The 5,568-nt window shown below is 66.8% G+C and carries 6 protein-coding genes; 2 read left to right on the top strand and 4 right to left on the bottom strand.

Annotated features, from left to right (window positions below; genetic code table 11):
• Together AC1DYI_RS24970 and AC1DYI_RS24975 are read right to left on the bottom strand one after the other, a co-directional pair.
• Nucleotides 1–408 (bottom strand): LytR/AlgR family response regulator transcription factor (locus AC1DYI_RS24970; RefSeq protein ID WP_477206832.1); only part of this gene is annotated, 408 nt, incomplete at its 3' end.
• A gap of 17 nt (nt 409–425) precedes the next feature.
• The gene (locus AC1DYI_RS24975) at nt 426–1,574 is read right to left on the bottom strand and encodes a sensor histidine kinase (RefSeq protein WP_477206833.1); all 1,149 of its coding nucleotides are present in this window, start codon (nt 1,572–1,574) and stop codon (nt 426–428) included.
• A gap of 167 nt (nt 1,575–1,741) precedes the next feature.
• Here AC1DYI_RS24975 and AC1DYI_RS24980 point away from each other — a divergent pair, with 167 nt between their 5' ends.
• Nucleotides 1,742–3,133, top strand: a complete 1,392-nt coding sequence (locus tag AC1DYI_RS24980) for a phosphomannomutase/phosphoglucomutase (RefSeq protein WP_477206834.1) — start codon at nt 1,742–1,744, stop codon at nt 3,131–3,133.
• 42 nt (nt 3,134–3,175) lie between these two features.
• Nucleotides 3,176–4,459, top strand: coding sequence for a 3-deoxy-D-manno-octulosonic acid transferase (locus tag AC1DYI_RS24985; protein ID WP_477206835.1), 1,284 nt, complete (start codon nt 3,176–3,178; stop codon nt 4,457–4,459).
• A 6-nt stretch (nt 4,460–4,465) separates the two neighbouring features.
• On the opposite strand, the gene AC1DYI_RS24990 is transcribed toward AC1DYI_RS24985, so the two are convergent.
• Together AC1DYI_RS24990 and AC1DYI_RS24995 are read right to left on the bottom strand one after the other, a co-directional pair.
• Nucleotides 4,466–4,837 (bottom strand): methylglyoxal synthase, encoded by a 372-nt coding sequence (locus tag AC1DYI_RS24990; RefSeq protein ID WP_477206836.1) that lies wholly within the window; start codon nt 4,835–4,837, stop codon nt 4,466–4,468.
• 34 nt (nt 4,838–4,871) lie between these two features.
• Nucleotides 4,872–5,568, bottom strand: a 697-nt coding sequence (locus tag AC1DYI_RS24995) for a DctP family TRAP transporter solute-binding subunit (protein ID WP_477206837.1), incomplete at its 5' end; no start/stop codon positions are given.

Raw genomic sequence — 5,568 nt, forward strand, 5'->3', positions numbered from 1 at the left:
GGGCATCAGTTGTCTCAAGGCAGAGGCCAGGCGGGCGTCGGGCTCGGTTGTCTGCAGCGCGGCGCGCAGCCGTTGCACCGACCTGCTCAAGCGCTCGGCAGTGACCGGCTTGAGCAGGTAGTCCAGCGCGGCCTGCTCGAAGGCCTGCACGGCGAACTCGTCGTAAGCGGTGACGAAGACCACACGGGTGCGACCCTCGATGCCCTGCGCCACCTCGAGCCCAGTCAGGCCCGGCATGCGGATGTCGAGGAACGCGATGTCGGGTTCGTGCTGGTCGATCGCTGCAGCGGCCTCCAGGCCATTGCGTGCGGTGGCCACGATCTGCAGCTCGGGCCACAGCGTGGCAAGTTGTTCGTGCAGGTAGCGGGCGAGGTGCGGTTCGTCGTCGGCGATCAGGGCGGTGGTCATCGTCAAGGTCACACAAGTTACGCGTTAGGCAATGGCCAGGGCAGCAGCAGGCTGGCTCGCACGCCGCCTTCGGCCCGATTCTCGATTTGCAGCTGCGCGTGGTCGCCATAGGCGGTGCGCAGCCGCTCGCGGATGTTGGCCAGCGCAGCGCCGGCGCCGCTGCGGCGGCGGGACGGGGCGGCGGCGTTCAGGCCCAGGCCGTCGTCGATCACGTCGATGCGCAGCTGTGCGCCCTGGACCTCGGCGCGCACCTGCACTTCGCCGCCTTCGACCTTGAGCTCCAGGCCGTGGTGGATCGCGTTCTCGACCAGCGGTTGCACCAACACCGCCGGCAGTTGCACCGCCTGCAATTCGGTCGGTACATCGAGTCGCACACGCAACCGGTCGTCCATGCGCATGCTCAGCACCCGCAGGTAGGCGTCGATCAGCGCCATCTCCTGGCCCAGCGTGTGGGCCTGGTTGCGCAGGCCGCCGAGCGACGAGCGCAGGTAGTCGATGAAGGATTCGAGCATCAGCCGGGCACGCGCCGGGTCAGCGTCGATCAGGCCCACCACGTTGGCCAAGGTGTTGAACAGGAAGTGCGGTTCGATCTGGCCCTGCAGCAAGCGCAGCTGGGCTTCGGCGGCGCGCCGCTCGGCTGCTTGGGTGCGGGCCTGGGCGTTGAAATAGACGATCAGCAGCACCGAGAACATCACCACGAACAACAGCATGCCGCCCGAGGCGCTGGTCGACGAGGTCTGGTTCTTGTCCGCGATCTCGAAGGCGTAGCCGGCCGCGTGAACTGCGATCGGCCAGATGGCCAGGGAGCCGAAGAGCGGCACGCCGGTGAAGAACATGCCGCGCTGCCAGGTTGCCCACTGACGGATGCGTGCGCGACCGATCAGAAGGACCAGCAGCTCGAACATCGCCTGCACGGCATAGGCGATGAAGAACGAAATGAACAGGTTCAAGCCCAGCCAGTGCCGCCAGTTCGGCCAACTGGTCCAGTCCGCCACGCTGCGCGCATACATGGCGAAGCCTGCCAGCGTGAACAGGATGCCGACGCCGATGGCGAACAAGGTCGTCCACACCAGTTGCAGCCAGTAGGGGCCAACGCGGCGCAGGTCGTTCGAGGTCCACGCGCGCCAGGACTGCCGCAGCAGGTCTCGGGTCAGGGGCTGGGTCATGGGGCCAAAGTGTAGGCAGCGCTTTTGCCCTGTCGGCACGGGTGCGACGGATCGACAGCCTGCGCGATGGGTGGTGGCGCAGGCCCGCGGCTTGCATGCCCAGGTTTGCCTGTAACAGGCAGGAAACCCCGCCTGCCTACAATCCGCCGCCAAGGAGAAAAGACGTCATGAAGGTTGCAGCATCCGCATTCAAGGCTTACGACATTCGAGGCATCGTCGGCCAAGCGCTCGACGAGCAGTTCGCCGAGCACCTGGGCCGGGCTTTCGGCACCGAGGCGCTGAAGGCCGGCGAGAAGGCCGTGGCCGTGGGCCGCGATGGCCGAGTGTCCGGTCCGGGCCTGGTGGCGGCGCTGATGCGCGGCTTGGCGTCCACCGGGCTCGACGTGGTCGACCTGGGCGCGGTGACCACGCCGATCGTCTACTACGTGGCCGCCACCCGCAAGAAAAACGGCTGCTCCAGCGGCATCCAGGTCACCGGCAGCCACAATCCGAAGGACTACAACGGGTTCAAGATGGTGCTGGCTGGCCGCGCCATCCACGGCGAAGAGATCCAGGCGCTGCGCCGCCGGATGGAAGCCGAAGACTACGTCAGCGGCAAGGGCGGCCGGATCGCATCGATGGACGTGATCGCCGAATACACCCACCGCATCATCAACGACTGCAAGCTGTCGCGGCCGATGAAGATTGTTGTTGATTCGGGCAACGGCATTCCGGGCGCCACCGCACCGGCGATCCTGAAGGCGCTGGGCTGCGAAGTGATCGACCTGTACTCCAAGGTCGACGGCGACTTCCCGAACCACCACCCCGATCCGTCGAAGCCCGAGAACCTGGCCGACCTGATCAAGGTCGTGCACGCGACCGATGCCGAGCTGGGCCTGGCCTTTGACGGCGACGGCGACCGCCTGGGCGTGGTCACCAAGGACGGCCAGATCATCTACCCGGACCGCCAGCTGATCCTGTTCGCGCGCGACATCCTGACCCGCGTCAAGGGCGGCACGATCATTTACGACGTGAAGTGCAGCCAGCGCCTGGCGCCGGACGTGCGCGCCCATGGCGGCGTGCCGATGATGTACAAGACCGGCCACTCGCTGGTCAAGGCCAAGCTGAAGGAAACCGGCGCACCGATCGCCGGCGAAATGAGCGGCCACATCTTCTTCAGCGAGCGCTGGTACGGCTTCGACGACGCGATGTACACGGCCGGCCGTCTGCTGGAGATCCTGTCGCGTTCGAATGACCCGAGCGAGGTGCTCAACAACCTGCCGAACAGCTTCAGCACGCCCGAGTTGAACGTGCCTTGCGCCGAAGGCGAGCCGCACGAAGTGATCGAGAAGCTGCGCGAGACCGCGAAGTTCCCTGGCGCCGAGATCGGCACCATCGACGGCTTGCGCGCCGACTACCCGGACGGCTTCGGCCTGGTTCGCGCGTCCAACACCACGCCGGTGCTGGTGATGCGCTTCGAAGGCCACACGCAGGACGCGATGCACCGCATCGAGAAGGACTTCATGACCGCGCTGCGCGAAGTGAAGCCCGACGCGCAGTTCGCCGCGGCTGCACATTGATCGAGACCCTGGGCCGCGGGACGCGGCCCTGATCGGCTTGACATGAAAAAGGCGCTCGTCCGCGCCGCCTATTCCAGCCTGTTGCGCCTGGCCACGCCGCTGTACCTGGCGCGGCTGTGGTGGCGCGGCCGGCGTGAACCCGGTTACCGCGTGGCCATCGGCGAGCGCATGGGCAGCGGCAAGGGCCGCGCGCACCCTGCGGGGCTGTGGATCCACGCGGTGTCGTTGGGCGAGACGCGCGCTGCCGCGGCTTTGGTAGACGCATTGCGTGCCGCGGAGCCCGGGCTGCGGCTGCTGCTGACGCATGGCACGGCCACCGGCCGCGCCGCTGGCGCATCGATGCTGCGCCCCGGTGATCATCAAGCCTGGTTGCCCTACGACACGCCCGGTGCAGCGCGACGCTTTCTGAAGCGTCACAAGCCTGGCTTGGGCGTGCTGATGGAAACCGAGGTCTGGCCCAACCTGTTGCACGAGGCCGCACGGGCCGGCGTGACGATGGTGCTGGCCAACGCGCGTTTGTCCGAGCGCAGCGCAGTCAAGGGCAAGCGCCTGGCCGCCTTGCTGCACCCCGCTGGCCAGAAGCTCGCGCTGGCGCTGGCCCAAAGCGAAGCTGACGCGCGCCGGCTGCACAGCGCCGGTGTGCCGACTGTCGAGGTTTGCGGCAACTTGAAATACGACCTGCGGCCCGATACCGAGCAACTCGCGCAAGGCCAGGCTTGGCGAGCACGCTCGCAGCGACCGGTCGTGGTGGCCGCCAACACCCGCGAAGGCGAAGAGTCCGATCTGCTGGACGCGTGGCTCGCGTTGCCAGTGCCGCGTCCGCTGCTGTTGGTGGTACCACGCCACCCGCAGCGTTTCGATGTGGTGGCTGCGCTGGCCGCTGCGAAAGGCTTGTCACTTCGGCGCCGCAGCGCCTGGGGCGCCGACGGCCCATCGGCCGACGATGTTGCAGTCGACCTGTGGCTGGGCGATTCACTCGGCGAAATGGCGCTGTACTACGGCCTGGCCGACCTGGGTCTGCAAGGCGGCAGCTTCCGGCCCTTCGGTGCCCACAACTTCATCGAGGCCGCGGCTTGCGGTTGCCCGATGTTGCTCGGGCCTTCGGTGTTCAATTTCGCCGAAGCCGCGCAACAGGCGCTCAGCGCCGGCGCCGCGTGGCAGGTGGGCAGCTGGGCCGAGGCCTTGCAGCGCATGCAGGCGCTGTTGGCCGACGAGCCGGCGCGCCTGAAGGCCGTGGAGTCGGCTCAGGCCTTCGCAGCTTTGCACCGCGGTGCTGCGGCGCGCATGGCCGCGCGCATCCTGTCGCTGTTGCCGCGGCAGGGTTAGCTCAGATCAAGCGGCGCCGAGCAGCCCGCGCAACAGCAACCGCGCGCCAGAGACGTTGGTCGCGCAAGGCACGTCGTGCACGTCGCAGGCCCGTACCAGTGCGTTGATGTCCGGCTCATGCGRCTGCGGCGTCATCGGGTCACGCAGGAAGATCACCGCGTCGACCTCGCCCACCGCCAGGCGCGCACCGATCTGCAGGTCGCCGCCCATCGGCCCGCTCAGCAGGCATTCCACGGTCAGGCCGACCTCGCGCTGCAGGCGTCCGCCGGTGGTGCCGGTGGCCATCAGAGTGCAGCCAGCCAGCGCCTCGCGGAACTGGCCGGCCAGCCGGACCATGTCGTCTTTCTTGTGGTCGTGGGCGATCAGGGCAATGCGCATCGCGGAAGTATCCCCGGGATCAATGACCGGTCACTTACTTGCGGGTGCGGATCTTCGTCAGCTCACTCTGGGTTTCGTTCCAAAGGTCCATGCCGACGTTGGCCGCGATCCCGGCGTTGACGCGCGTCAGCTTGTCGCGCATGCGGGCTGATTCTGTCGGCGTCAGCTCATTGATCTGCATGCCCTTGGCCTTCAGGTCGGCCAGGGCCTTGCCCGCTTCGTCACGCGTGTCCTTGCGCTCGAAGTCGCGGCTCGCGACAGCAGCGTCCATCAGCACCTTCTGCTCGTCTTTCGACAGGCCGTCCCACCACTTCTTGCTGACCAGCACGATCCACGGGCTGTAGACGTGGTTGGTCACGCTCAAGTACTTCTGCACCTCGAAGAACTTGCTCGACAAGATGGTGTTGAAAGGGTTCTCCTGGCCGTCGACAGTCTTGGTCTCGAGCGCGCTGAACAGTTCGGAGAAGGGCAGCGGCACCGCGTTCGCGCCCAGCGTTTTGAAGCTTTCGAGGAAGACGTTGTTCTGCATCACCCGCAGCTTGATGCCTTCGAGGTCTTCGAGCTTGGTGACCGGGCGCTTCGAGTTGGTCAGGTTGCGAAAGCCGTTCTCCCAGTAGGCCAGGCCGACCAGGCCTTTCTCGGGCAGCTTGGCGATCACCTTCTGGCCCACCGGGCCGTCGAGCAGTGCGTCGGCTTCTTTCACGTTGTTGACCAGGAACGGCGTGTCCCAC

This window comes from Ideonella sp. P3_A4, assembly GCF_056403075.1.

Excerpts from the sequence above, each read along its gene's own strand:
- AC1DYI_RS24975 (WP_477206833.1), bottom strand. The coding sequence starts at position 1,574 with ATGACCCAGCCCCTGACCCGAGACCTGCTGCGGCAGTCCTGGCGCGCG.
- AC1DYI_RS24980 (WP_477206834.1), top strand. The coding sequence starts at position 1,742 with ATGAAGGTTGCAGCATCCGCATTCAAGGCTTACGACATTCGAGGCATC.
- AC1DYI_RS24985 (WP_477206835.1), top strand. The coding sequence starts at position 3,176 with ATGAAAAAGGCGCTCGTCCGCGCCGCCTATTCCAGCCTGTTGCGCCTG.